Source organism: Salinivibrio sp. VGrn1 (genome assembly GCF_009377995.1).
GTDB lineage: Bacteria > Pseudomonadota > Gammaproteobacteria > Enterobacterales > Vibrionaceae > Salinivibrio > Salinivibrio siamensis.
Genome location: NZ_SATA01000005.1, coordinates 213,931 through 240,117, shown reverse-complemented (window position 1 = coordinate 240,117; position 26,187 = coordinate 213,931). Strand labels below are relative to the sequence as shown.

Annotated in this window: 24 protein-coding genes; 8 read left to right on the top strand and 16 right to left on the bottom strand. The window is 51.9% G+C overall.

Annotated elements, in window-relative coordinates:
• Nucleotides 1-6: 6 nt before the first annotated feature.
• Nucleotides 7-1,806 carry a glutathione-regulated potassium-efflux system protein KefB gene (kefB, locus tag EHW56_RS10050; protein WP_152799543.1) on the bottom strand — a complete coding sequence of 600 codons (1,800 nt, stop codon included), beginning with the start codon at nucleotides 1,804-1,806 and terminating at the stop codon, nucleotides 7-9.
• The gene (kefG, locus tag EHW56_RS10045; RefSeq protein ID WP_046074778.1) at nucleotides 1,799-2,380 is read right to left on the bottom strand and encodes a glutathione-regulated potassium-efflux system ancillary protein KefG; all 582 of its coding nucleotides are present in this window, start codon (nucleotides 2,378-2,380) and stop codon (nucleotides 1,799-1,801) included. Before kefG ends, kefB begins: the two co-directional genes overlap by 8 nt.
• 197 nt (nucleotides 2,381-2,577) lie before the next feature.
• On the opposite strand from kefG, the gene EHW56_RS10040 reads away from it, so the two are divergent.
• From EHW56_RS10040 to EHW56_RS10010, 7 genes are all read left to right on the top strand, one after another.
• A complete protein-coding gene (locus EHW56_RS10040; RefSeq protein ID WP_152799545.1) occupies nucleotides 2,578-4,506 on the top strand; it encodes an ABC transporter ATP-binding protein in 1,929 nt (642 codons plus the stop codon).
• Between the two features lie 8 nt (nucleotides 4,507-4,514).
• The gene (locus EHW56_RS10035) at nucleotides 4,515-4,991 is read left to right on the top strand and encodes a TIGR02444 family protein (RefSeq protein ID WP_101494672.1); all 477 of its coding nucleotides are present in this window, start codon (nucleotides 4,515-4,517) and stop codon (nucleotides 4,989-4,991) included.
• Nucleotides 4,975-5,991: a hydrolase gene (locus EHW56_RS10030; RefSeq protein ID WP_077667461.1), complete on the top strand. Its 1,017-nt coding sequence runs from the start codon at nucleotides 4,975-4,977 to the stop codon at nucleotides 5,989-5,991. The genes EHW56_RS10035 and EHW56_RS10030 overlap by 17 nt, the downstream gene beginning before the upstream one ends.
• Before the next feature lie 108 nt (nucleotides 5,992-6,099).
• A complete protein-coding gene (locus EHW56_RS10025) occupies nucleotides 6,100-6,318 on the top strand; it encodes a YheU family protein (protein ID WP_046074774.1) in 219 nt (72 codons plus the stop codon).
• A gap of 56 nt (nucleotides 6,319-6,374) precedes the next feature.
• Nucleotides 6,375-7,244, top strand: a complete 870-nt coding sequence (locus tag EHW56_RS10020) for a phosphoribulokinase (RefSeq protein WP_046074773.1) — start codon at nucleotides 6,375-6,377, stop codon at nucleotides 7,242-7,244.
• Nucleotides 7,245-7,493: 249 nt separating this feature from the next.
• Entirely contained in the window at nucleotides 7,494-8,126 is a 633-nt protein-coding gene (crp, locus tag EHW56_RS10015; protein WP_002535199.1) for a cAMP-activated global transcriptional regulator CRP, read from the top strand.
• 129 nt (nucleotides 8,127-8,255) lie between these two features.
• Nucleotides 8,256-9,122 (top strand): ABC transporter substrate-binding protein, encoded by an 867-nt coding sequence (locus EHW56_RS10010; RefSeq protein WP_152795851.1) that lies wholly within the window; start codon nucleotides 8,256-8,258, stop codon nucleotides 9,120-9,122.
• 67 nt (nucleotides 9,123-9,189) lie between these two features.
• Here EHW56_RS10010 and EHW56_RS10005 read toward each other — a convergent pair whose 3' ends face one another.
• The 9 genes from EHW56_RS10005 to rpe form a co-directional block, all read right to left on the bottom strand.
• A complete protein-coding gene (locus EHW56_RS10005; RefSeq protein WP_046074772.1) occupies nucleotides 9,190-9,981 on the bottom strand; it encodes a DUF1338 domain-containing protein in 792 nt (263 codons plus the stop codon).
• A gap of 10 nt (nucleotides 9,982-9,991) precedes the next feature.
• Nucleotides 9,992-11,473, bottom strand: coding sequence for a succinylglutamate-semialdehyde dehydrogenase (gene astD, locus EHW56_RS10000; protein ID WP_152799547.1), 1,482 nt, complete (start codon nucleotides 11,471-11,473; stop codon nucleotides 9,992-9,994).
• Nucleotide 11,474: 1 nt separating this feature from the next.
• Complete coding sequence (astA, locus tag EHW56_RS09995) at nucleotides 11,475-12,497, bottom strand: arginine N-succinyltransferase (protein ID WP_046074770.1); 1,023 nt, start codon at nucleotides 12,495-12,497, stop codon at nucleotides 11,475-11,477.
• Nucleotides 12,498-12,526: 29 nt separating this feature from the next.
• Nucleotides 12,527-13,744, bottom strand: a complete 1,218-nt coding sequence (locus tag EHW56_RS09990; protein WP_046074769.1) for an aspartate aminotransferase family protein — start codon at nucleotides 13,742-13,744, stop codon at nucleotides 12,527-12,529.
• Between the two features lie 369 nt (nucleotides 13,745-14,113).
• Nucleotides 14,114-14,689: an aminodeoxychorismate/anthranilate synthase component II gene (locus tag EHW56_RS09985; protein WP_077578260.1), complete on the bottom strand. Its 576-nt coding sequence runs from the start codon at nucleotides 14,687-14,689 to the stop codon at nucleotides 14,114-14,116.
• Nucleotides 14,690-14,781: 92 nt separating this feature from the next.
• Nucleotides 14,782-17,124, bottom strand: a complete 2,343-nt coding sequence (locus EHW56_RS09980; protein ID WP_152800424.1) for an ExeM/NucH family extracellular endonuclease — start codon at nucleotides 17,122-17,124, stop codon at nucleotides 14,782-14,784.
• Between the two features lie 199 nt (nucleotides 17,125-17,323).
• Nucleotides 17,324-18,337 carry a tryptophan--tRNA ligase gene (trpS, locus tag EHW56_RS09975; RefSeq protein ID WP_077578258.1) on the bottom strand — a complete coding sequence of 338 codons (1,014 nt, stop codon included), beginning with the start codon at nucleotides 18,335-18,337 and terminating at the stop codon, nucleotides 17,324-17,326.
• A 60-nt stretch (nucleotides 18,338-18,397) separates the two neighbouring features.
• A complete protein-coding gene (locus EHW56_RS09970; protein WP_077578257.1) occupies nucleotides 18,398-19,078 on the bottom strand; it encodes a phosphoglycolate phosphatase in 681 nt (226 codons plus the stop codon).
• Between the two features lie 10 nt (nucleotides 19,079-19,088).
• Complete coding sequence (rpe, locus tag EHW56_RS09965; RefSeq protein ID WP_152799551.1) at nucleotides 19,089-19,763, bottom strand: ribulose-phosphate 3-epimerase; 675 nt, start codon at nucleotides 19,761-19,763, stop codon at nucleotides 19,089-19,091.
• A 150-nt stretch (nucleotides 19,764-19,913) separates the two neighbouring features.
• Here rpe and EHW56_RS09960 point away from each other — a divergent pair, with 150 nt between their 5' ends.
• Nucleotides 19,914-20,102 carry a DUF2970 domain-containing protein gene (locus tag EHW56_RS09960; RefSeq protein ID WP_046074763.1) on the top strand — a complete coding sequence of 63 codons (189 nt, stop codon included), beginning with the start codon at nucleotides 19,914-19,916 and terminating at the stop codon, nucleotides 20,100-20,102.
• Nucleotides 20,103-20,125: 23 nt separating this feature from the next.
• On the opposite strand, the gene dam is transcribed toward EHW56_RS09960, so the two are convergent.
• From dam to EHW56_RS09935, 5 genes are all read right to left on the bottom strand, one after another.
• Entirely contained in the window at nucleotides 20,126-20,956 is an 831-nt protein-coding gene (dam, locus tag EHW56_RS09955) for an adenine-specific DNA-methyltransferase (RefSeq protein ID WP_046074762.1), read from the bottom strand.
• Nucleotides 20,957-21,028: 72 nt separating this feature from the next.
• Nucleotides 21,029-22,663 carry an AAA family ATPase gene (locus tag EHW56_RS09950; RefSeq protein ID WP_152795857.1) on the bottom strand — a complete coding sequence of 545 codons (1,635 nt, stop codon included), beginning with the start codon at nucleotides 22,661-22,663 and terminating at the stop codon, nucleotides 21,029-21,031.
• A gap of 11 nt (nucleotides 22,664-22,674) precedes the next feature.
• Nucleotides 22,675-23,754, bottom strand: a complete 1,080-nt coding sequence (aroB, locus tag EHW56_RS09945; RefSeq protein WP_077578255.1) for a 3-dehydroquinate synthase — start codon at nucleotides 23,752-23,754, stop codon at nucleotides 22,675-22,677.
• A gap of 19 nt (nucleotides 23,755-23,773) precedes the next feature.
• Nucleotides 23,774-24,292, bottom strand: a complete 519-nt coding sequence (gene aroK / locus EHW56_RS09940; protein ID WP_025739049.1) for a shikimate kinase AroK — start codon at nucleotides 24,290-24,292, stop codon at nucleotides 23,774-23,776.
• Nucleotides 24,293-24,436: 144 nt separating this feature from the next.
• Nucleotides 24,437-26,185: a type IV pilus secretin PilQ gene (locus EHW56_RS09935; protein ID WP_152795859.1), complete on the bottom strand. Its 1,749-nt coding sequence runs from the start codon at nucleotides 26,183-26,185 to the stop codon at nucleotides 24,437-24,439.
• Nucleotides 26,186-26,187 lie beyond the last annotated feature (2 nt).

The following is a 26,187-nucleotide window of genomic DNA, read 5'->3' as shown; positions in this document are numbered from 1 at the left end:
AACACCTTACTCATCTCGGTTCCAACTTTGGTGCCGCTCACTATCACCGCGCATTTCTCGGTCAAAAATTTCTTCTAACTCTTTGCGCGCTTCTTTCACTCGAGAAGCCGTGGCCAAGTCTTCGCTGTGTTGCGGCAATAGATCTTGCAATACCCGCATATCCAACTTACGAAATAGAATTTCGGCTCGCTTGGCTTTGTACGGATGCATACCCAGTGACTCTAGCGTCTGTCTCCCGAGCTCAAGCGCCCCCAAAAAGGTTTCACGCGAGAATTGATCCACGCCCTGCGCCATCAATTGATAAGCTTCCACACGGCTCCTTGCCCGCGCCATTACTTTAAGGTTAGGGAAATGACGCGCACAAAGATCAACAATTTCCATCACCTCATCAGGCGAATCAGTACAAATCACAATCGCTTCAGCGGTATGCGCCCCTGCCGCCCGTAATAAATCGAGCTGAGTTGCATCGCCATAATACACTTCATAGCCAAAGCGACGTAGCAGCTTAATTTGCGTCGGATCACGTTCTAATATGGTCACCCCAATTTTATTGGCGAACATCAACCGGCCCACCACCTGACCAAAGCGACCAAAACCGGCAATGATCACGCGCGCATCAGCTTGCTCAAACTGTCCTTGGGGCGGCGCGTCCTCTGGCTCGTTGAACGTGCGGGCAAACCAGCGTTGTTGAAGCGTCAGCATTAAAGGCGTGGTCATCATCGACAAGCTGACCACCACCAACAAAAACGCGTTTAACTCTTGGTCAAGCAAACCCTGGTTACGCGCCGCATTGAAAATGACAAACGCAAATTCTCCCCCTTGGCTGAGTAATACCGCCATTTGACTACGCGCTTTCGGTACGACCCCGAAGGCACGCGCCAAGCCATAAAGCAGCAAAGTCTTCACCAAAATTAACGCCGTAACCGCTCCCAGAATGGCCAGTGGATAGTCGAGCAATAAACCAAGGTCAACGGTCATTCCCACCGCAATAAAGAACAGCCCGAGCAACAAACCTTTAAAAGGCTCAATCGCGGTTTCTAATTCATGCCGGTATTCACTTTCAGCCAGCAGTACCCCAGCAAGAAAAGCACCTAGCGCCATTGATAACCCTAACGCTTGCATGGCGAGGGCAATCCCTATCACCAAGGCCAACGAGGTCACTGTAAATAGCTCGGTAACACCGCTCATAGCCACTAGACGAAACAGTGGGCGCAGCAAGAAATGACCGCCCACCAGCAAGATACCGATGCCAACAAACATCCATAATACGTCGAGCCAACTGCCAGCGCTGCCACCGGCAAGCGCAGGGATCATCGCGAGCATCGGGATCACCGCAATGTCTTGGAAGAGTAAGACCGCAAACCCCGCTTGCCCGGTTTCGCTGCGCATCAGGCGTTGATCTTCAATAATCTTCATCGCAATCGCGGTTGAAGAAAGCGCCAAGCCAACCCCAATTACCAACGCTTGCGAGAGTGTCAAGCCTGCCAATGCGCAAATCACACCGATAAACAACGCTGTGACCACGACCTGACTGCCCCCAAGCCCGATAATCGGCCGTCGCATCTGGAGCAACTTTTTGGGGTTCAACTCCAAGCCAATCAGGAAAAGCAGCAGCACCACGCCGAACTCCGCAAAATGGAGAATCGCATCCACATCACGGACTAGGCCCAGCCCCCAGGGCCCGATCACTATGCCTGCCAGCAAATAGCCAAGGACAGAGCCCATGCCCAAGCGCTGCGCCAACGGAACCGCAATCACCGCCGCCAATAAAAAGACAAAAGCCACCGATAAGAGGTTGTTATCCATCCTCTCCTCCTTGTTGCACCAGCGGATCGGCGAGCCAATCGGCATAAATCTCGGCAAACGCCTCGCGATCGGCATCGCCAACGCGACGCGCCCAGTGCAAGACCAACGGTGGGATCCAATACATCCGACATAATGAGGCGGTCAATTCAAAGGGTTGCAAGAGTTCGGCCATCGAATATTTATTGTAACCTTGTTGGCTAAACGCTTCGGCCGCCCCCCCGGTGGTCACTACAAAGCGACAGGTTTTACCTGCCAACGCATCCCCACCTTGACCATGTGCAAACCCTTTCCCTAGCACCACATCTATCCACTCTTTTAACAGCGCCGGACAGGAATACATTTGCAGTGGATGCTGAAAGACCAATACATCGGCGTCAGTGACCAACGCGCGCTCATGATGGACGTCCACCACAAAATCAGGGTATGCAGCGTAAATATCGTGCACGGTGACATGGGCCAGCGGAGTAATGGCCTCAATTAAACGACGATTAGCAACGGATTCATCGGGGTCGGGGTGAGCAAAAATCACCAGTACCTTGGGAAGAGAGGGGCTTTCAGCCTTATCTCGGGGCATAGGCTTCCTTGTCTTATGATTATGGTCAGAACGCAATCTGTTCATTTATTCCGTGTTTTTAACTTTAACACACAAATATGCCCCGTCTGTGTCTGACCAGTAGGATGACACGGTAGAATTTGGCAATCCCTATATCAAGCTGGTATAACGACCGCGCAACAATGCGCATCCATCAACCCGAGACAGACTGAGTAATCATGATTCGCTTCTCCGACATTCAACTGCTTCGTGGTGGTAAGCCCCTGCTTGACCACACTTCAGCCACTATCTCACCAGGCGACAAAGTCGGCTTGGTGGGCAAAAATGGCTGTGGCAAATCTAGCCTGTTTGCCTTGCTCCGCCACCAATTATCCCTGGATGCCGGCCGTTGTGATTACCCAAGCCAATGGCAAGTGGCTTGGGTAGCGCAAGAGACCCCCGCACTTGATAAAAGCGCACTTGAATATGTCATTGATGGCGACAGCGAATACCGCGAGCTCCAGCAAGCCCTACGCGACGCCGAAGCCCGTGATGATGGTAACGCGGTGGCGATGTTACACGACAAATTGGATGCCATTGGTGGCTACACCATTGAAGCTCGCGCCGCGAGTCTGCTTGATGGTTTGGGCTTTAGCCAACCCCAAGTCCACTGGTCGCTCACCCAATTCTCAGGGGGCTGGCGAATGCGACTGAACTTAGCACAAGCGCTATTATGCCGCTCTGATCTATTGTTGCTGGATGAGCCTACCAACCACTTGGATCTCGATGCGGTGATGTGGCTGGAAAAATGGTTACAACAATACCCAGGCACCTTGGTGTTGATCTCCCACGACCGGGACTTTTTGGATCCTGTCGTCAACCGGATTATTCATATTGAGCATCAACAACTTAATGAATATACCGGTAATTATTCTGACTTTGAGCAGATGCGCGCGCAAAAATTGGCCCAACAACAGGCGCAGTACGAAAAGCAACAAAAGCAAATTTCCCACATGCAATCGTACATTGACCGCTTTCGCTACAAAGCGACCAAAGCCCGCCAAGCGCAAAGCCGGATTAAAGCGCTCGAGCGCATGGAGAAAGTATTGCCCGCGCAATACGATAACCCGTTTAGTTTTACCTTCTTCACACCGGATGCCTTACCCACTCCCAGTTTAATGATGGACAAGGTGGCGGCCGGTTATGATAAGACGCCCATTATTGAAAACATTCGCCTTAACCTGGTGCCGGGGGCGCGCATTGGCTTACTGGGGCGCAATGGTGCGGGTAAGTCGACCCTGATTAAACTCCTCGCGGGCAGCTTACCCGCCATGGCGGGCGAATTAACCTATTCACAAGGGGTGAAAATTGGCTATTTTGCCCAACACCAACTCGATACGTTACGCATCGACGATACACCACTTCAGCACTTAAACCGGTTGGCTCCCACCACCGCTGAGCAAACCTTGCGTGATTTTCTCGGCCGGTTTGGCTTTCAAGGCGACAAGGCGCTCGAGCCTATCGGCCCCTTCTCTGGCGGAGAAAAAGCCCGCCTTGTGCTCGCCTTACTGGTCTGGCAAAAGCCGAACTTATTGTTACTTGATGAGCCAACCAACCATCTGGACTTGGATATGCGCCAAGCGCTGACACTCGCTTTACAGTCCTACGAGGGCGCGATGGTGATTGTCAGTCACGATCGCTTTTTGCTGCGCGCCACCACCGATGATTTGTACTTGGTCGACAATGGCGCAGTGCTACCCTTTGATGGAGACTTGAACGATTATCATCGCTGGCTGACCGATCAACAGCGCGCCGATCGCGCCGAGACCAAAAAACAAGCGGCCGCGGAGAAAACAGCGCCGCAACAAACACAGATGGATCGCAAAGCGCAAAAACGCCGCGATGCCGAGTTACGCAAGCAAACCGCGCCTTTGCGGAAAAAAATTGACAATCTCGACACACAGATAGAGCAACTCTCTGCCATTATCACTGACGCAGAAAATCAGTTGGCGGACCCTGACATTTATCACACTGATAATAAGGCGCAACTCACGGCGCAATTGCAGCGTCAAGCGGATGCCAAATCGACGCTCGAAGAGGTGGAACAAGAATGGATGGAGCGACAAGAAGAGCTGGAAGCCCTGGAGGCGACATTCAATCAAAACTAACCCCTGGGATGGCGAACCCCGCCGACCTATGGCAGTTTTGTTTACATCATTATGGCAAGCCAGAGGTGAAGCAAGCTTGCCTCAGGCTCCAAGACGAGCATCAAGGCAACGTCAACCTTGCCTTATTACTCGCCTGGATTGAACAGCACGGCTATGGTCTTGCGCCCGAGAGCCTCACACAACTGAAGCACGCATTGAGCCGCTCTGAGCACTTACTGATTGCTTACCGTCATTTACGGCGTGACATCAAGCCGCGTGTCGGGAGTGGGCAATATAAAAAAATGCTTAACTTCGAGCTCAGCTTAGAAAAATTCCAACAGCAAGATTTAGTCGATGCCCTGAATCGTCAAACCTGGCTCACGGACAGCGCCTCTCCTCTCGCCTACTATTGCCGTCAGTTGTCACCATCAGCACGCAACCTATACACATCACTGAAGGTGACACCCGCCGAGGAACAGGGAAGCAACCATGATGACACCGTTTAAACCCATTCCCAGCGCGCGGAATGCGCACCTGCAAACCTTGTTGCCTCGCTTTCTGCGTCGTGCCCCGCTTTTCACCCCTCGCTGGCAGCAATTTGACCTGCCCGATGGCGATTTTGTTGATCTGGCGTGGACGCATCAGCCGCAACCTGGACAGCCGATTGTTGTTTTATTCCATGGCTTAGCAGGCAGTTTTGACAGCCCGTATGCTAACGGCTTGCTCGCGGCCTTCCAACGCCAAGGTTGGTGCGGCGTGGTGATGCACTTTCGCAGCTGCAGTGGCCGCCTCAATCGTGCCGCGCGGACCTATCACTCGGGAGAAACCCAGGACGCACGCGCCTTCTTAACCCATTTGCGTCAAACCTATCCAGAGAGTCAAATTGGCGCGGTCGGGGTCTCTTTGGGGGGAAATATGCTGGTGCGCTACCTGGCCGACTATCACGATGATCCCATCGTGACCTGTGGTTGCGCCGTGTCACCGCCACTTGATCTTGCCGCGTGCTCGATGCGTATCCAGCAAGGCTTTTCCCGTGTTTATCAAGCCTATTTATTGCGCTCGATGCGACAAACCCTGGCGGAAAAGCTCACACGGCATCAGCAAGTAGGCCGATGGCACGCGGGGGAGCGCCCGGCGATAAACACCCTGTTCGAGTTCGACCAAACCGTCACCGCTCCGCTTCATGGCTTTGACGATGCCCACCACTATTATCGCGCCTGCAGTGGTTTATCGGTGCTCGACACCATCAAGGCCCCACTGGCGATTATTCATGCCAAAGACGACCCTTTTATGACCGACGCGGTGATCCCTACGTCCCCGTTACCCGCAAACATTGATTACCAACTCACTGAGCATGGCGGCCATGTTGGCTTTGTCGCCGGTAGTTGGCGACAGCCACAGTTTTGGCTTGAGCACGCCGTCCCCCACTGGCTTGCCACTTATCTACCCGTACAATCACCTCATTCGGATCGTGTGAGTGACACGCGCACGATCAAGAAAGCGTAGAGAACCACTGCATTACGCGGAATGATCGGGTAAAATGCGAGCCAATTCACAACATTCACATCAGGCACCCTAGCATGCCATCCTGAGATCGATAAAAGGTGATGTAGTATGATGGTTCCATGGCAATCGATTCCCGACGAGACACTCACAGGTTTAATTGAGCATTTTGTGTTACGGGAAGGAACCGATTATGGTGAGCAAGAAGTCAGCTTTGCACAAAAAGTGGAGGACGTTCGCCAACAACTGCAATCCGGAGAAGCCGTGATTGTGTATTCTGAGTTGCACGAGACAGTGGATATTCGTCGTAAAGCAGCACTCGGATCCTAGCATCGCAGTACTCGCCGTATCGCGATACAAATTCAGACTGAATGACAGGGCGCGTCATGTCGGCTAAACATCCAATTATTGCGGTCACCGGCTCGTCAGGAGCCGGCACCACCACCACCTCGGAAGCCTTCCGAAAGATGTTCCAAATGATGAACATCAAAGCGGCTTGGCTAGAAGGGGACAGCTTTCATCGCTTTACCCGTCCCGAAATGGACGTCGAGATCCGTAAAGCGCGTGAGCAGGGTAAACATATCAGCTATTTTGGCCCCACCGCCAACGACTTCCCGCGGCTAGAGCAGTTTTTCCGTGAGTATGGTGACCAAGGCACCGGGAAGTACCGCCGCTACTTACATACCTTTGATGAAGCGGTGCCCTATAACCAAATGCCTGGTACCTTCACGCCATGGCAAGACTTGGCCGACAATACCAATGTATTGTTTTACGAAGGATTGCACGGCGGCGTGGTCGACGGTGACGTCAACGTTGCGCAGCACGTCGATCTCTTGATTGGTATGGTCCCCATCGTCAACTTAGAGTGGATTCAAAAATTTGTCCGCGATACGCGCGATAGAGGCCATTCTCGTGAAGCGGTGACCGACTCGATTGTGCGCTCAATGGATGATTACCTGCACTATATCACCCCGCAGTTTTCTCGCACCCATATCAACTTTCAGCGCGTTCCCACGGTAGATACCTCAAACCCATTAAATGCCAAAGGGATTCCGTCTTTGGATGAAAGCTTTGTGGTGATCCGCTTTCGTGGCATGAAAAACGTCGACTTCCCTTATCTGTTGCAAATGATCACTGGGTCGTTTATGTCGCGCCATAACACCTTAGTGGTGCCGGGAGGAAAAATGGGCTTTGCAATGGAATTGATCATCCGTCCATTGATTCAGCAATTGATAGAAAAAGGCAAGATTGGCTGAGGCGTAGCGCATTCATGATGTATTACTTCTCAAGCCGTGATCTTAGCCACGTTTTTGCCAGTTTTTTAGGCGGTTGGCCTAGATCAAAATCAAGAAATCACCAACAAAAAAAGATACACTCTTGTTAACATACAGTGAGCTTGTAGCCCGCGTTCAGACTTCGTATTCTGTGCAATGATCTGATGGGTTACCCCTCAGACAAAGATAGGACGTTGTTGCCGGGCAACACATGCAGAGGAAATAAGTTATATGGTTCCAGGAAAACCTCAAACAGACCCTACACTCGAGTGGTTCCTTTCACATTGTCATATTCATAAGTATCCGTCGAAAAGCACGCTTATCCATGCTGGTGAAAAGGCGGAGACCTTGTATTACATCGTGAAAGGGTCTGTGGCCGTACTGATCAAAGATGAAGAAGGCAAGGAAATGATCCTGTCTTACCTTAACCAAGGTGACTTCATCGGTGAGCTCGGGCTTTTCGAAGAAGACCAAGAGCGCACTGCTTGGGTACGCGCCAAATCACCGTGTGAAGTGGCAGAAATTTCATTCAAAAAGTTCCGCCAGCTTATCCAAGTGAATCCTGATATCTTGATGCGCTTGTCCTCACAAATGGCGCGCCGCTTGCAGGTAACGAGCCAAAAGGTGGGGGATCTTGCCTTCCTGGACGTCACAGGGCGCATTGCACAAACCCTATTGAACTTGGCGAAGCAGCCTGATGCCATGACGCATCCTGATGGTATGCAGATTAAGATCACCCGTCAGGAAATTGGCCAAATCGTTGGCTGCTCACGCGAAACAGTGGGACGTATCCTTAAAATGCTGGAAGAGCAAAACCTCATTTCCGCACACGGTAAAACCATCGTGGTATACGGCACACGCTAATCGCGCCGCTCTCTGTATCACCAACCGACGCCCTGGCGTCGGTTTTTTATCTCCATTATCTGGCAAGCACGCGGATTGCTTCTACACTCAAAACGACATGGTTAACATAAAATTAACAAGGTGTCGTTTATGAAAAAACTCATGGTTACCCTCACCGCCTTCGCGCTCTCTGTGTTTTCAGTCCATGCTGCGTCCAATACGACGATTGTCCACCCCGAGCCACGCGCCGGCTCGGCGCTTGATCTCTATGCCATTGAGCTCATCGAGTTTCTTGCCGAAAAGTCGGGAGGATCTGTTACCTTACAAGCCTTTGACGGCCAAATTGGCTCTCAATCTCGTAAGGTGGAAATGCTCAAGCAAGGCAAGCTCACCGTCGACTGGCTTGGTGCCGACCGTACACTGGAAGCTGAATTGATCCCCGTTCGCTATCCCGTGTTTCGTGGCTTACTCGGCCACCGCCTGTTTATTACCAACCAAGCCACCGAGCCCCAACTTGCTCAGATAAGTAGCGCGAGTGACTTGCAGTCTCTGACTATGATTCAGGGACAAGGTTGGGCCGACGTCAAGGTGCTTAACTCAGCGGGATTTCGCGTACGTGAAATATCGAGCTTTGAAAACATTTTCAAAGTGGTTGATACGGGCCGGGCCGATCTCTTCCCTCGTGCCTTGATTGAGCCTTTTAGTGAATTAGCCGAGCGGCCGCAATACGGTAATCTGTTAGTTGACCCACACCTGATGCTGATCTATCGCTTTCCAATGTTCCTGTTTGTGTCTCCGCAACATGCTGACGTCGCCGAGATGTTAAATAGCGCTTTTGAAGCGGCGTATCAAGACGGATCATTTATCGAGTTTTTCAATAATGCGCCTTTAGTTAAGGAAACCTTTGAAAAGGCGAACATTGGTGAGCGTACTGTCATCCGAGTCGATAACCCGCATTTAAGCAACGAAACACAAGCGATTCCAGACACGTTTTGGCTCGACATCGAGGCCCAATAGACGATAAAAAAGGGAGCGTATCACACGCTCCCTTTTCCCATGATGTCGATAAGCAATGCGTGACGCACTAATGGGTGCTTTCAAAGATTTTGTCTGCCGAAGCAGCCACAAAACCTTGGTAAAGCTCACCATTGGGCAGGACATAACGCTTAGCAAACTCGTAAAAGCCACCCGGGATGGTTTGCGTGCAATCGGAGAAAGTAACGGGCACGCGGTCCGCCATGGTGGAGGATTGCTCCAGATACACAGATGCATCCCCTTTGACTTCCCCGCCTGACTCGTTAATCGCAAAGCCATTATCGCGCAATCGGTTGTTCACCGAGAGGCAATCATCATGCGCATTCAGCTGATTCACACTCACGGTAAAATGGTTCGCACCATAACCGTGTGCCGCCACCCAAGACGCATATTCACTCTCTTCGGCAAGCGTTTGATAGGTTGCCCAATCAATATCCCATAGGCGGCCCTGATGGAGAAAATCGCTGCCTGTAAGTGACGACGCATCAACTTGTGCCACCAGCTTCTCAACAATCGCCTGAAGCGCGGGCGAGCATTGCTCGACCATCAACTCACTGATAAAGACTTTCGGCATCAAGGGATCGGGGTGCTCAAAATGGCAAGCATTGAGCTTTTTCGCTTCAAAGGTATAGTCACCTTTTTGCTGATACCCCAAGGCGAGAAATGGACGCGCGAGTACCTTTAGCCCAACCTTAGGCAAACCAAATGTCCGTAAGGCAATATGATCATTGATCAAAGGTTGCCCTTCCTCTAATAAGGCATGCACCTTATGTGCCGAAGGGCACAGGCGGTTGATGTAGTCCTGCCACAGTTTGTCGAATAACGCTTGGCCACTGTCCATGTTGCTCTCCTTAGTCCTGTTGAGTCGGTATACCGGGGGCGAACGTCTCGGGAAGCATCACCTGCTCGCCCTCCATGGATGCCATGGGATAAGCACAATAATCTGCCGCGTAATACGCGCTAGGGCGTAAGTTCCCCGAAGCACCTGGCCCGCCAAATGGCGCATCGCCACTGGCTCCGGTCAGTTGACGATTGCGGTTAACAATCCCTGCACGAATATGGTCAAGGAAATACTGCCATTCACCATCGTCTTCACTGATAAGCCCGGCAGACAATCCATAACGGGTGTCATTGGCTTTGGTGACCGCATCGGCCATATCCTGGTAACGCTGCACTTGCAACAACGGGCCAAAATACTCTTCATCCGGTAAGTCTTGGATACCACTGACATCCAAGATCCCTGGCGAGATCACCGCATCATGCTGATGTTCACACTCAATCACTGGCTTCGCGCCCAGATCAACAAGCTTTTGTTGTGTCGCCAGGATGCCTTCCGCTGCTGCCACTGAGATCTGTGCGCCCATAAACGGGGCCGGATCATCAAACTGACCGCCTACACGCACGGTTTTTGTCCATTCAGCTAGGCGCGTCAAGATCTTGTCACCCACTTCCCCCTCAGGCAGCAGCAAGCGGCGCGCGCAGGTACAGCGTTGGCCGGCGCTAAGATACGCTGACTGAATGATGGTATACACGGTGGCCTCTAAATCACCAAACTGATCACTGACCACTAAGGGGTTATTTCCCCCCATTTCAAGTGCGAGCATCTTATCAGGCTGACCGGCAAACTGGCGGTGGAGAATATGGCCAGTATTGGCGCTACCGGTAAATAGCAGTCCGTCGATGCCGCGCGCTTGCGCGAGCGCCTCACCGGTATTACGGCCACCTTGCACCAAATTGATAAGGCCATGTGGCAGCCCCGCCTCTAGCCAATACGCCAGTGTTTTCTCCGCCACTTTCGGCGTCAACTCTGACGGCTTGAATACCACACTGTTACCGGCTAAAAGCGCAGGCACAATGTGACCATTAGGCAGGTGACCCGGGAAGTTGTAAGGACCAAAGACCGCCATCACACCTAACGGGCGGTGGCGCAACACGGCTTGCGTGCCATTGACGTCCTTCTCGCGTGAGCCCGTTCTCTCGTGGTAGGCACGCACCGAGATCGCCACTTTTCCCACCATGGCACCGACTTCGGTTTTGGTTTCCCAGAATGGTTTGCCCGTCTCTTCCGCAATGGTGCGCGCTAAATCATCCGTATTCGCTTTCACTATCTCGGCAAAGCGCTCAACCAGCGCTTGGCGCTCGGCAAATTCAGTATTACGCCAACGAAGAAAGGCTTCACGTGCGGCGCTAACCGCTTGTTCAACCTGGGGGCGCGTCGCTTCTTCACCTTGCCAAATACACTGACTATCAAAGGGATTTTGCGAGGTCATCACCTCGCCCTCGCCTTTCACCCATTCACCGTTAATCAGATGGCCTGCTGATTGCTTTGTCATCTTATCCCTCCATGGCAATCAAACGCAGCTGATCGCCTTCTTTTACATTCAATGCGTCTGCTACCGCGGGGCTGATCACCACCTGATTGGTTTCATGATCCACCGCCGCTTTCGCCGCCGTGGCGCGGAAACCGGCAAAGTCCGTGTTCGATATCAAATAGTCCTGCGCGCTGCTGTGCTCTCTTACGCTTGCCGAGGCGTTAAAAGAATGACGCACGGATTCGATATTGTGACGTAAGCATTCCACCGTGGGGCCGGCATCAAAGATGTCGACATAACCACGGCACGAAAAGCCTTCTTTTTCCAACAAGCGCAACGCTGGGCGGGTATTTGGGTGCACTTGCCCGATCACCGCTCGCGCCTCCTCACTAAGCAGGCTCACGTAAATCGGCAATTTTGGCATCAGGTCAGCAATGAAGCCTTTCGCCCCAATCCCGGTGAGATAGTCAGCCAACGTGAAGTCAATGTTAAAGAAGTTATCCTTCAACCATTGCCAAAACGGCGAGTTCCCCTCGTCGTCAGACACACCACGCATTTCAGCAAAGACCACGTCTGCGAAACGCTCTGGAAATTGTGCCAACATCAAAAATCGACACTTGGACAAGAGCTTGCCGTTTAGGCCGCCACGAAACTCAGGGCGCATAAACAAGGTGCAGATCTCTGTCGTGCCGGTGTAGTTGTTGCCAAACGTCAGCACTTCCACGATGTTATGCACATTCAGTTTGCGCGACGAGTGCACCACCTTCGTCAGGTGGTAACTGTAAAATGGGTTGTCGAGGCCAATCGCGGCCTCGATGCCTGTTGTCCCAGCAATCTCACCCGTTTCTACATCTTCAGCGACCATCAAGTAGCCTTCCGGGCCAGGCTCTGTCACCTTTTTGGCAAAACTTTCTAGCGAATTATCAATTCGCCCTTGTAGCAAATCGGCATCCACCGGCAACGAGGTAAACCCATGGCCGGACGCTTCCGCACACAACATCAGTGCATCAAAATCTGATGCACGGATAGGCCGAATAACTAACATCTCAAATCCCTCCGAGTGTATGAGGTCGCTTATCCTGCAACGACCTTCGCAATCGCGCGCTCTAGGCGTGCCATCCCTTCTTCAATATCAGCTTTGGTAATCACCAATGAGGGGGTAAAACGCACCACATTTGGGCCGGCGACTAATACCAACAGGCCTTCTTCACCCGCGGCAACCAAAATATCGCGGGCACGGCCTTCCCAGTCTTGATTCAGTGCCGCACCGAGTAGCAAGCCTTTGCCACGGACTTCACTGAAGATACCGTACTTATCGTTAATCGCTTCTAAACCGTCACGGAACCATTGCTCTCGCTCAATCACACCGTCTAAAACTTCAGGCTTGGTCACTTCATTGACCACCGCTTCTGCCACGGCACACGCCAGTGGGTTGCCGCCATAGGTGGAGCCGTGAACGCCAGGTTTCATATGTGCCGCGAGACGTTCGGTGGTAAGCATGGCACCAATGGGGATCCCGCCACCTAATGATTTAGCGGTCGCCAGAATGTCCGGCTCGACCCCTGATTCTTGATAGGCATAGAAGGTGCCAGTACGGCCATTGCCGGTTTGGACTTCGTCGAAAATCAACAACGCATTGTGCTTATCACACAGCTCGCGCACGGCCTGCAAAAAGCCTGCCTCCGGTGGCACGATGCCGCCCTCACCTTGCAATGGCTCCATCATCACCGCACAGGTGCGATCGGAGATATGGTCGGCCAATGCGGCGATGTCGTTGTAGGGAAGGTGGGTCACATCGCCAGGCTTGGGGCCAAAGCCATCGGAATAAGCGGGCTGTCCCCCTACCGTGACGGTAAAGAAGGTACGACCGTGGAAACCTTTGGTGAACGCGATGATTTCACTTTTGTGCTCGCCGTGCTCTTCTTTTGCCCAGCGACGCGCCAGTTTCAGTGCGGCTTCGTTCGCCTCGGCGCCTGAGTTCGCGTAAAACACGCGGTCGGCAAAAGACAGCTCGGTGAGGCGTTTAGCAAGGCGCAACGCAGGGGCATTGGTCATCACATTACTCAGGTGCCACAGCTTCTGTGCTTGTTCGGTCAGTGCATCCACCATTACCGGATGACAATGGCCTAAACAGCTCACCGCGATACCACCGGCAAAATCGATATACTCTCGACCTTCCTGATCCCAGATGCGCGACCCTTTACCATGATCTGGGATCATCGGCATTGGGTTGTAACATGGCACCATGACTTCATCGAAGAGTTTACGTTCTACTTTGTGCTCCATTGTCATCACTCAATCCTTCTGTGTTTTATCTATGACGCATAGTATTTACATTATTTTAACCGCGGCAATAGCAGATTATGTTTTGTTTTCAGCAGGGTAACCGATCTCATGCAGTTTACAGAGATAGTTATGCATAAACTGTGAGCAGAGAGAAGCGCAGAGCGAGCAAGGCTATGATGCCAAATAGGCAAGACTGAAGGGAGACAACACCCAGGTTGCATAAGGTTGCAGCCATTGATAAGGCAGTCAAAAATCGCGAAATGTAAAATTAGTGATAAAGATCGCCATTTTGTGCAAGAGGGTGTAATAGCGGGCACGACTGGGATGCCCCGAGGTAATGGCGCTTAAAACTGTCGCGCCTTGATCCTGTCGGCTTTATTGCTGGAGAAAGTTAGCCAGTAACGCATGTCCCTCTTGGGTGAGGATGCTTTCTGGATGAAATTGGACCCCTTCCACCGCGAGCTCTCGGTGTTTTAACCCCATGATGATCTCACGTCCATCCGCCTCCGTGGTGGTCGCTGTTACCATCAAACAAGCAGGTAAGCTGTGTGGATCTACCACTAAGGAGTGATATCGCGTGACGGTAAGCGGGCTTGGCAAATGCGCAAAGACACCTTGTCCTTCGTGATCAACGGGCGAGGTTTTACCATGCATCACTGCCCTCGCGCGTATCACCTTAGCACCAAATACTTGCGCTAGGGCTTGGTAGCCCAGACAGACACCTAACAAGGGGATCTTTCCCGCAAAGTGCTCAATCACCGCCAGCGAGATCCCAGCCTCATCTGGGGTACACGGGCCTGGCGAGACCACGATATGCGTGGGTGCCATCGCCTCTATCTCCGCCAAGCTAATCGCATCATTGCGTTTGACGCAAACAGATACGCCCAATTCACAAAAGTATTGATACAGGTTGTAGGTAAACGAGTCGTAGTTATCGATGATAAGAAGCACTGTGCGCGGCCATGCGATTGAAAACCGGCATGATGCTAACACAGTGCTTATAGGGCGTCATCCTAGCGTGAGCTAGGGACGACGCTTATTGGTTAACGATTTAACTGACAGCGAAAGCCAGTGTATGTCACTGTCATCGGTGTATCAGCGGGGGCGCTGCCACAGTATACAGGGAACAACCCCAAGGCTTTCACCGCAACCGCAATACGATCATCTGCGCTTAACGCCAAGGATTGAACCAAAGGGCTGGCTTGGTTGAACGTGCGCGTCGCGCGCCATTTCATCCACGCATGAACCGGGCTTTTCTGTCCGTTAAGCAGCGGCACAATCGGTAAAATGCTGCGATTGTTCACGGTCACAGAAACAGGCACCACAGGCTCTGGGTAGTCAAGCGAGATCAAGACAGGATCGTGATCGGAGGATGAGAACGCATTGTCCGATTTCACCAAATCACCCGTATACTGGCGGCTATATTCAAACAGCGTGCTTTCTACCGAGTTAATGTGCCACTCTTCTACGCCAACCACTTTGCTTGCCAAGCTGGCATTGGCCAAAGCATGATCGAGCGCACCCAGCTCTCCAGAGAACGAATACGAATAGGCTTTGTCCCCTAACCAGTCGGTGGCCAAATTGGTATACCCCAATCCCTCTTCCACCGGTTGGCCGGTTGCATGCATAGGCACACCACGAATTTCCGTGCCCGCAGCGGTGAGAATATCGCGCTGACCCTCGCGACGCTGATAGTCCGTCAGCACACGAACAGGATCTTCTTGCGCGTACGCATTCAAGTCACCTAAGATCAGGACATCACCCTCTACGGTGTTTAACCGGTCACGTAATGCCACCGCCGCCGAGACACGGAACTCATTACAACGGCCCTGCAGATCAGCCGTTTCACTATCAAACTCGCCGGCAACCCAATCTTCATAACAGCCCGAGCCTTTTGATTTGAAGTGATTCACCACCACACTAAGAGGCTGATCATTAATCATAAAGCGTTGGATCAAGCTATCACGCTGGTATTTGTCAAGTGCCTTGGTTTCTCCGTCTGGGCTTTCGCCACTGATATGCTGCTCGGGCATTGGGATAGCCTGGGCATTGCCTGCTAATGCCACTGTCGCAGGACGATAAATCATGCCTACCATGATGGCATCAGAGCCAAAGTAAGCGCCTTGATTTTTCTCCGCCTCACTCGGTTCAACAAATTGGTAGTGATCACGGGGGTCAGCAAACTGGGCGTTGAGTTGAGTCACCAGATCATCAATGGCACTACCCGCTGCAAAGCCGTTGTTTTCAATCTCCATCAACCCAACGATATCAGCATCCATTGCCGTCAATGCGTTAACGATTTTCGAGCGTTGCAGTTCAAACTCAGCCGCGGTTTTTGCGCCACGATTACAGCCACGGCTCGCATCCGCGTCGGCTTGATCTTCACAGGTCACATTGAGTGGGCCACCGACCGCACTGGCGCTAGTAAAGTAGTTAAGCACATTAAAGCTCGCGACCTTAATATCTGTGCCAGGTACCGTCTTAGGCGCCGTTTGACGGTCATTGCGATGCACAGTATCCCCAGCGGTGATCGTGTTAGTCGCCACCAGACGATACTGGCTGTAGCTATAGCCCAGCACACCACTCAACCGTTCGATGCGATCGCCAATCCGCAAATAGCCTTGCTCAGCATCAAGGCCAGGGAAGTACGGGATCTCGCCATCTTTCGCTTTCTGGTCGGTTTCAATATAAAGCTGGTTTTGGGCATTTTTCTCTGCCAACGCCTCAGCGCCTGGTGTTAATGCTGGATACAATTGTGTCGGTTTATACAAAGGTGCCTGATGCGATAACACCATGTTGTTACGGAACGCATCGTAGTCAAAACCAAAGTTACGGGTGATCACTAATTCACTGTCAGCGTCCATGGTCACCTTCATGCCTTCATAGCGCTCCAGTGCCTGATCAAGGGTTTCCTCTGCCCCCACACGGATGGCAGTAGGTAGCACATCACCTTGGTAAGGCCCTTTTGCCACCTGTTCATCCGTGACGCCTAGCTGGGTATGCCCGTAGTACTCTTTAATTTTACCGCTGGCACAAAGGGTGTCGCCGGGCGCCAACGCTAAGTGTTGCGCGTCACGCAAATAGACAAACAACCCGTCAGACGTGGCAGGGTTGCCATCACCTTGCGGATCTTGAATCCAGACTCCTTTATACAATCCCTGAGTGACCGCCGTCACCACCCCTTGCACGGCATAAGTTTTGTCTGAGCTATATTTGCCATCCGGGACAAGCGGGCTCCGCGCCCCGTCGCCTTGAATGGCATAAATGGGGGTCGGGGTGGTCACCCCACATTGGTAGCTCTCGGTAAGTGGCGCTTTTGCCGCCGCGGGCAGTGCAATCCCCGCCATTACCAGCGCAAGCGGTGACCACATCATTGGCTTTTTCATACCTGTTCCTTCACGTAATTGAGTGTTTACTCGAAAATCGAGTGTATTATTCATGATAGATACAGGATATGACGTGATATGAATCGCACCGGAATCAGCGATTATTGATGAAGTAATTAGAAGTGAGAAGCTGGTTCAGTTATGTTAAAAAAAAGCAGCGAGCTTTCACCCGCTGCTTTTGTCATCTTTTAGTGACCCACTACACGCGTGGAACAAAGCCAACCGCGTCATAGACTTTGCGCAGTGTCTCTTGCGCGCGCGCCGAAGCATGGGCTGCCCCTTTTTGCATCACGCTATCAAGCAGTGCGCGATCGGCACGGTACTCGTGATAACGCGCTTGCAACGGCTCAAGCATAGCGACCACCGCATCGGCCGTATCCTTTTTCAAATGCCCGTACATCTTGCCCTCGTAGGCTTGCTCGAGCGCGTCAATCGACTCACCCGTGGCGCCCGACAATAGTCCAAGCAGATTAGACACCCCTGGCTTTTGCGCAATATCGAAACGCACCCGTGGTGGCTCTTCGGAGTCAGTCACCGCACGTTTAATCTTTTTCGCGATCACTTTAGGGTCTTCCAGCAAACCAATCACATTGTTGCGATTATCGTCCGATTTAGACATTTTTTTGGTCGGATCTTGTAGGCTCATGACCCGCGCATTGACATCAGGCGTGTAGGGCTCTGGGAGCACAAACACATCGCCATAACGGTTGTTAAAGCGAGTCGCCACATCGCGCGCCAACTCCAGGTGTTGCTTTTGGTCATGACCAACGGGCACCTGGTTAGTTTGATACAACAAGATATCTGCCGCCATTAACACCGGATAGCCAAACAGCCCCGCATTAATGTTCTCAGCATGACGCTGCGACTTGTCTTTGAACTGGGTCATCCGGTTTAACTCACCCATTTGGGTGTAGCAGTTAAGTACCCAACTCAGTTGCGCGTGTTCAGGCACGTGTGACTGCACAAACAGGTTACTTTTTTCTGGGCTCACCCCCACTGCCAAGCAAAGCGCTAAGGCATCAAGCGTGGCTTCGCGTAACGCGTCAGCATCCTGGTGGACGGTGATCGCATGTAAATCCACCACGCAATATTGGCAGTCATAATCATCTTGCATCTGTTCCCACTGACGCAACGCGCCCAGATAGTTACCAATACTCAGCTCGCCAGAGGGTTGCACACCACTCAATACAATGGGTTTTGAAGGTTGACTCATGATGATTTGATTCCTTTACATATTGCCCGTGGGGGCGGTCTTATTGACTTATTAAACGCGTTATACGGGGTGGTTGGCAACCACAGAAACTAACTCACTAAAGTTGTCTAAGATATAGGTAGGTCGGCTATCACTGATGGGCTCACCATAGTTGTAGCCATAGGTCAGGCCGACGGAGGCGAATCCGGCATTCTGGGCCGCCAAAATATCATTTTTTGAATCACCGACCATCAACATCTGGGCATTGGTTAATCCGTGCTTGTCGCGCAGCAGGTGTAGGCCTTCAGGATCGGGCTTGCTGGTCGACAAACTATCGCCACCGATCACATCGGTAAATAATTCGGCCAGGCCTAAATCAGCTAAAATGGCCGGCACAAAGGCGTAGGGCTTATTGGTGACGACCCCCAGTTGATAGCCTTGCTGGTGTAAGTGATTCAAGGTGTCTTTCACCCCAGGGTACAGCACCGTCTTTTCGTGCCCATTGTTTTCATAATGGAAATTGAAGCGCTCTCTGGCTTGCGCCACCAAGGCTGGGTCTAAATCGGGATCGTGATTATGTGCACGCGATAATGCACGACGAATCATAATATCGGCACCATTACCAATCCAGCCGGTGACCTCCGCAACGCTCACTGTGGGTCTGTCCAAATCGGCTAACATCATCTGCAGCGCTTGGGTCAAATCTGGCACGCTATCGACTAAGGTGCCGTCTAAATCAAATGCAATATAACGCAGGCTCATACTACTTCAACTACCTTTCTACTTTTGCCAGTTCGGCACGCATTTCATCAATGGCGGCCTTGTAATCTGGCTTACCAAAAATGGCGGAGCCCGCCACAAACATATCTGCGCCTGCCTCAGCAACCTCAGCAATGTTGTTCGCTTTTACGCCACCATCGATTTCGAGACGGATGTCTCGACCGCTGGCATCAATACGCTGTCGAACGGCTCGGAGTTTATCAAGCGTGGTGGGAATGAACGACTGCCCCCCAAAGCCTGGGTTGACCGACATCAGCAAGATCATATCCAGCTTATCCATCACGTAATCGAGATAATGCAACGGCGTGCCCGGGTTAAAGACTAAGCCCGCTTGCATGTCATGCTCTTTAATCAACTGCAAGGTACGATCGATGTGCTCACTGGCTTCTGCATGAAAGGTGACCATGCTGGCGCCCGCTTTGGCAAAATCAGGAATAATCCTGTCGACGGGTTTAACCATCAAGTGGACATCAATGGGGGCGGTAATGCCATAGTCACGTAACGCCTGACAAACCGGGGCACCAAAGGTGAGATTGGGGACATAATGATTATCCATCACATCAAAATGGACCACGTCCGCCCCCGCGGCGAGCACCTTGTCCACTTCTTCACCCAGTCGCGCAAAATCAGCAGATAAAATCGATGGCGCGATCAAAAAATCCTTCATAGCACGGTCGCCTCAGTTACCAAAAAGTTGCCGCAATTCTACCCGATTTTGGCCACGAAGTCTTACCCGTTCACGGTTTTCTCCTCGCTAACACTGACAAGTTATCGTGGCTTGACTAGAGTAAACAGAGGCGCCAAAAAAGGAGGCATCATGGACAGCAAACCTAGACTCACTGACGTTATGAAGAGCGTCATCGCGGCATTGTTTGGCGTCCAATCGCAACAAAATCGCGAACGAGATTTTGGCCATGATTCGCCGGCGGCGTATATCATCACCGGTGTGGTGATGATTGGGATCTTTGTCGCTGCCTTGCTGGCGTTAGTCAGTGTGTTGACCTAATGGCCCAAGACGGATAAGAAGCATCACAGAGTAGGCGATGGCGGGTCGAACAGTGCCAGTAGCTCGTCCACTTTATTCCGGCCTTGTCCATTACGGCTAATGGTACGCTTGACTTTCACCACGTTAAACGACGCGCCACGGTATAGCCGACGCGTGTAAGGCGTATCATGGTTGGAGATAAGAACCGGGATCCCTTGGCTGACAGAGGCCTGTTCAGCGTGTTCGGCCAGTAAGGCTTGATCGTCCAGCGTAAAGCCATTGGTAGCATAGGTGGTAAAGTTCGCCGTGGCGGTAAGCGGCGCATAGGGCGGATCACAGTAAATCACGTCGCCTAACTTGGCGCGGGCAAAGCTTTCCGCATACCCTTCACAAACAAACTCTGCCCGTTGCGCTTTTTCGGCAAAAACCGCGAGCTCTTTTTCCGGAAAGTAAGGTTTTTTGTAGGAGCCAAAGGGCACATTAAAGCCACCCTTTTTATTGTAACGACACAAGCCATTGAAGCCGTGACGATTCATATAGAGGAAAAACAACGAGCGTAAGTAGGGATCCGTGGTGAGATTAAACTCACGACGCACATCCAAATAACGCTCTTTTTGGTTGTACTCTTGGCAAAAAAACGCGCGCGCATCAGCCACAAACCGCATCGGGGTTTGCTTGATAATGTTGTATAAGTTGATCAGATCGGGATTGATGTCCGCCAAGATATAGTGGTCATAATCGGTATTGAGAAACACCGATCCGGCGCCAACAAAGGGCTCTATCAGCGTGTTCCCCTCAGGAAGATGACGACGAATGTCATCGACCAGTGAGTACTTACCTCCCGCCCACTTTAGAAACGCGCGATGCTTTCTCATTGCCCCTAGTCTATCTCTGCGGTCTGAAAAGGGGCGGATTGTACCCTATTTTGCTTCATCAATCAGCGGATTTTACTGGCCATTTGCTCGGTTAATTTCGCGATGGATCTGACTGAATGATTTCACAAAAGGCTGCAGTGAACGGACATTATCCGCCAAGTTTAGTTCAGCACGACGAGCCTCAGTCACACTGGCATAGTCACCCAATAGCACCATATACCAAGTCGCATTATTGCGCTGCGTTTGGTACACCTGCACGCGATCAGCCAATTGATAATCCTCAATCAAGGCAACCGCATCTTGCCGAGATTGCAGGGCGGCCAATTGCAGGGCATAACGCTGGGCAGGGATATTGAGCAAAGCTTGTGGCGCTAAAGGCAACCCATTTCGCCCACTCTCATTTTGGCTAGGAGTGTCTTGGCTGCGATTGCCTGAATCGGCATTTGTAGCCGATGCCGTTGCGCCCTCATCGGTTGTTTGACCCGCGTTCGCGACGTCATCCGCAGCGGTTTGTGGTGCCGCAGGCGCAGGCACCGCCTCACTGATTTCGCTGGCTAATGGCTCATCAACGGCGTCAGTGCCGTCTCCTCCAGCATCTTGTTCGTCAATAATCGCATCGACCACATCATCGGGCACCACAACACGCTGTCCTTCATCACTGCGCCCAACAGTCAGCCCTTCACCATTAATATCGTCTGGTAGGGTCGCCTGATCTTCCGTTACCGCACCATTATCGGCTGATGGCGACGTCATCGTCTCGCTCCCCGCATCCGCGTTAGACGCACTAGGTTGTGTGCCTGTTTGGGTCGCGGTTTGCGGATCAGTGATCGCTTGCTCCTCTTGTTCACTGAGCAAATCATCTAAATTCTTGAGCCCTTCAGGAAGCACCGCTTCTGACGCAGCGTCACCTTGCTGGCTTGGAAATACCCACCAAATCACCCCCGCGCCGACGATCATCAATACCACCGCAAGGAGCAGCATTAAGAAGGGTTTGTTGTTTTTAGCGGGCTTTTTCTTATCTTTACTCACAGCGCCTGTCTCCTGATTGTCCTTTCCCATAATGGTGCCGGGGTAAACGGTTTGATTGGCAAGTTTGGCTAACCACTGTTTCTTTTTCTCGCCACCGATGCGCTGGGTGACCGCCAGCACATCAATAAACATCTCAGCTTCTCCCTCGTTGAGGGGAGAGATTTCGAGCTCCAGGGGTTTTTGCTCGTGCCCGTAAGACACCTGGCCTAGCCACTTGTTCAACTTTCCAGGTAGCGAGAAAAGCACCACGTTGATACGCCAATTGGCTTGGTGCTGGGCGTGCTGTACCAAGGCCCACAACTCTGACAACAAACCGGGGGTCAAACGATGCGCATCATCAATCACCAATAAGGCATCGCACCCACCACCATCGAGCATCATGGTGAGGCTATCAATGAGCGGGTCGGCTTCGTTAAACACCCCATCTTTAACAATTTGCCGCAGCAAGATAGCGCGGCGCTGTGCATCGCTCTGAGCGGTGTGGCACGCCAATAATGCATGAACATGGGCATCTGCCCACTGCTCCATATAGCGCTCACTGAGCCAGGTTTTACCCGCCCCCTCAGGCCCAGTCACTTGGATCAAGTTGGCACTAAAGCGGGTAATAAATTGCAGTCGAGAAAGGAGCTGGGTTTGGCTTTCCAGATCCAAGGTTAAGGTATCAAAAGTGTCTGTCATGCATTCAATGGTTAACCGGCATCAATCACATCAGCAATACACTGATGGGGCACATCTGCAACCACTTGAGCCTGGCCTATCGCTGTCGGCAAAACCAGGCGCAACTGTCCTGAAAGCACTTTTTTATCACGCATCATGTGCTTAATAAAAGCATCGTAGTTCATCTCACTGGGTGCCTGTATGGGAAGATCAGCACTTTCCAGCAAGGCAGTGATGCGTGACACAGTTTTTGGCTCAATCAGACCGTGTTGCTGTGCCGTTTTAGCCGCCAACACCGTCCCTGCTGAGACCGCTTCACCGTGCAGCCAGTTGCCGTATCCCATTTCTGCCTCAATGGCATGGCCAAACGTATGACCCAAGTTTAAGAGTGCACGGACACCCGCCTCGGTTTCATCTTGTGCGACCACATCGGCTTTTATCTGGCAACAGCGGCGAATCGCATAACGTAGCGCATCCGGCGAGAGCGCTGTCAGTGCAGCCATTTCGCTATCGAGCCAATCAAAGAAAGGCGCGTCGGCAATAATGCCATACTTAATCACTTCGGCCATGCCCGCGGCAAATTCACGACGCGGTAAAGAGCTAAGCACCTGCGTATCAATCACGACCGCTTGAGGCTGATAGAAAGCCCCAATCATGTTTTTACCCAGTGGATGATTAATGGCGGTTTTGCCACCAACCGACGAGTCCACCTGCGCCAGTAATGTGGTGGGCACTTGGATAAAGTCTACCCCGCGCTGATAACAGGCGCTAGCAAAGCCAACGATGTCACCAATCACGCCGCCGCCCAGTGCAACGAGTACCACATCACGGTTGTAATTGTTTTCTAATAGGAAGGTGTTAATGGTGTTAAATGTCTCTAAAGACTTGTAAGCCTCACCATCGGGTAGGCTCAAGCGAGCGACATCCGCTGCGCCTGCCTGTTTTAAGGTTGAGACCAGTGCATCGCCGTATAACGGCATCACTGTCTCGTTGCTGATGACAGCAACCCGACGCGAATGGACGCTCCCAAATAGGCTAGCATCAGCTAACAGCCCTTCACCGATCGAGATAGGGTAGCTACGTGCCCCTAGGTTAACGTCTATCCGTTCCATGGTCGGGTCCTGTGTTTGGTTATTGCTGCTCTAACAGAGCCATGATTTGATTGGCCACCACTTTGGCACTTTGATCGTCAGTACGTACAACATAATCAGCAATTTCTTGATAAAGAGGATTACGCTCTTCCGCTAACGACTCAAGCACTTCACGTGGTTGGTCAGTTTGTAATAATGGTCGTTTCTTATCGCGTTGGGTGCGTGCCAGCTGCTTCTCGATGGTGGTTTCTAAATACACCACAACACCACGAGCAGAGAGACGGTTGCGGCTTTCTTTGCTCATGATCGAGCCACCGCCAGTCGCGAGAACGATACCTTGCTCTTCAGTGAGGTCGTTTATCACGTTTTCTTCGCGTTTACGGAAACCTTCTTCACCCTCAACGTCAAATACCCATGCAATGTCTGCTCCAGTACGATCTTCAATCACTGAATCAGAATCATAGAATTCCATATGAAGTTGCTGAGCGAGATGACGACCAATTGTGCTTTTACCAGCCCCCATAGGGCCTACCAAAAAGATGTTTCGTTTTTCAGCCATTTTAAGCAATTTTACGCGCGGTTAAATAAGACAACACCGCCCGCAGGCTTAATGAAAAAAGCCCGAGGCGCCAATTCCTCACAGATATTTCGTGATCAGATTAAAAATTATCTCAGGACAGTGACCCCTTTGGCAACACCTAACCTAGTCTGTGACGATTTTAGGGGTCACAAAGATCAGAAGTTCGCGTTTTGCATGGTCTTTTAATTGGTGCTTGAACAAGTTGCCAACCAACGGAATATCCCCCAGCAGCGGCACTTGGGTCTCTTTATTGATCATGGTTTGCTGAAAGATCCCCCCTAAGACCACGGTTTCACCATTTTCCGCCAGCACTTGGGTATTAATGCGCTTGGTACTGATCGACATCGCTTCGCCTTTCCCGGCCACCACGGCTTTTTCGGGCATGTCTTGGGTTAATTTTAAATCCAAAACCAGCGTATTGTTGGGCGTGATTTGTGGGGTCACCGATAAACTCAGCACTGCTTTTTTAAAAGACACCGCCACCGCACCGCTAGAGGACGCCTCAAGGTAAGGTAGCTCAGTCCCTTGTTCAATATAGGCCGCTTTTTTATTGGTGGTGATAAGTCGGGGGCTCGATACCACTTCTGCTTTCCTTTCGCTTTCAAGCGCAGACAGCTCCAAGTCGAGCAGAAGATCATTGCCAAGCTTCGCCACTTGCAAGGCCATGCTTGAGGCCGAGGGGTTAGCAGCGGCCAGGTTCACGCTGAGGAAGTCGCCAATATTTGCCCCGTCTGTCGCCGCATCGTTTAAGCTTTCAGGTCCTTGCCCAGTGACATTGCTATCCCACATCAAGTTACCTTCCACAGACGGGCCAACCGTGGTTGAGCCATTTCGATTCAACAGCCCCCAACGCACGCCTAATTCGTCCACTGAACCTTGCTCGACCGTCACAATACGTGCCTCAATTTCGACTTGCTTAACGGGCACATCCAAGTGACGAACCAAGGTGCGAATGCGGGCTAGATTCTTTTGATTATCTTTAATGATCAACGCATTGGTTCGCTCATCAAGCGATACCGCCCCTCTGGGCGACAGTAAACTGACCCCTTCACCTTGTCCTTTAATCAGTGCGGCGATATCGCTCGCTTTGGCATAGTTCACCGTGAGCACTTCTGAGCTCAGTGGCAGTAAGGCGTCCGCTTGCTGACGCATTTCGAGCGCTTGCTTTTCTTGTGCCATGAGCTCTCGGCGAGGGGCAACGAGCATCACTTGCCCCCGTTGGCGTTTATCCAGCCCCTTTACGCGCAAAATCACATCCAATACATCTTGCCAAGGCACACCATCAATGCGCATGGTGATGTTGCCTTGCACCGAGTCCGAGGTCACCAGGTTAAAATCATTCTGCTCGGCAATCAGTTGCAGCACGGTACGGACCGGAATATCTTGAAAGTTAATCGAGATCGCCGCCCCTTTTTGCGCTAAGGCGGTCGCGGAAAGCGCTTTTCTGGCCGCAGACACGCGGATGGTCAATACTTTTCCTTGCTGCTGGTAATCAAACTCCACGGCTTGCTCAGCACGCATTACGATGCGGGCACGTTCAGATGCCTGAAAGGTTTCAATCTCAGTCACGGGCGTCTGACGACGGCGAGTATCGAGGACCGCCAGCAGTGCCGGTTTAAGCTGCACATTCGGCAAACGTAGCATGACTTGCTGAGGCGTCGGTTGGCGAAAGTCAGCCGCTACCGCGGCGTCAGAAAACGTCAGCGAGACGCTAGCATCACCATTGTCGAGGCGCTTCACCGCGATATCGGTCAGCGTACTCTTTGCGGCAACCTGCGCCGAGCCAACGCTTAGTATCAGTGTCAATAATATGAGCCAGACCGAGCGAACGCTTGGCGTAAACGTGCGGGAAAGGTAAGGGCGTATTATCATAT